We start from the raw sequence: 1,084 nt of genomic DNA on the forward strand, positions 1-1,084 counted from the left end.
CTTGCGTGTGGGACATCAGACAACCTTTCGTTCGGGTACGAGAACACACAGACGGTAAGCCCCTCCGGAGCCCGGCCCGGGATGGGAAATCGACAGGACAACCGGCCTCCGGGCTCTCTCTATCGATCAGAGTCCCAGGCCCCTGAGGCCCACCAGCCGTCCACCCCGGTCAGCATCCGGTCTCCGGGTGACCGTGGGACTCAGGACATTTTAGACGAAGTGGACCTGCACGGAATCCATAACGGCAATCGGCACGTAGCAGTAGCGCGTCTCATTCACGGAGACAAGCGGAAGGCCTTCGCGTTCGGCCAATAGCGCCGCGTGACAGGAGCTCAGCACCTCGGATCCCATGACGTGCTGGGCGATGCAGTGTTCGTACAGCTTTCCTGCAGCCAGGGCGAATTCTGCGGATGGTTGGATCACCTCGACACCGAAGCGGGCATGGAAGTCTCGTAGCATGTCAAACGCATGGGCGCCGTCATCAGTGACGCACTCGGTATCCCAGCACTTCCTCATGGCACAGCAGTCGGAGAAGGCCACCATGGGCGTGAGGAGGCGCAGCGACCCGGTCAGCGCCAGCCTGTTCAACGCTTTGGCTTTTCCGGTATGGCAGTTGACGATGTGGTAGAGGCCGCCCGAGTCGACAACTGCGGCGCTTAAGGAGGCAATCGGGATTCTCATGGGATCTCACTCCGGTCGGCAGGCATGTCCCGGCATCCAATGACTCATGTGATGTTTCGATTACCTTGTGCAGCGGCGGCGCAATCCGCCTCCCCACAGCGTGCTCTGGGTCGCGCCGGCGTACTTGCGCGCCCAGCACCCTCGCCGTGAATTCCCACCATTTCCCTCGAACCGATCACCCTTACAAAAGACGATCAGCATCGTCATCTGCTCCGGGCAAGGCCGTGTGGGAGGTCGAGTGCGGCAGAATGCAACCAACAAGGTTCCTCGGATTTCAGGCGTCAACATCTGCTTCATCACCCCTGTGGCCTCACCCATTCCCCCCAATCCACCGTCGGCGTCAGCCGACCTGTGGCCGCGCGAAAGGTCAGCGCCTTTCCTGAAGAGGGCTTTCTTGCGCTCC

At 61.1% G+C, this 1,084-nt stretch carries 1 protein-coding gene; it reads right to left on the minus strand.

Annotated features, from left to right (window positions below; translation table 11 throughout):
- Nucleotides 1–210 precede the first annotated feature (210 nt).
- The gene (locus ACWD1Z_RS37800) at nucleotides 211–681 is read right to left on the minus strand and encodes a hypothetical protein (protein ID WP_451125482.1); all 471 of its coding nucleotides are present in this window, start codon (nucleotides 679–681) and stop codon (nucleotides 211–213) included.
- Between the last annotated feature and the right edge of the window lie 403 nt (nucleotides 682–1,084).

The organism is Streptomyces sp. NPDC002784, assembly GCF_053592135.1.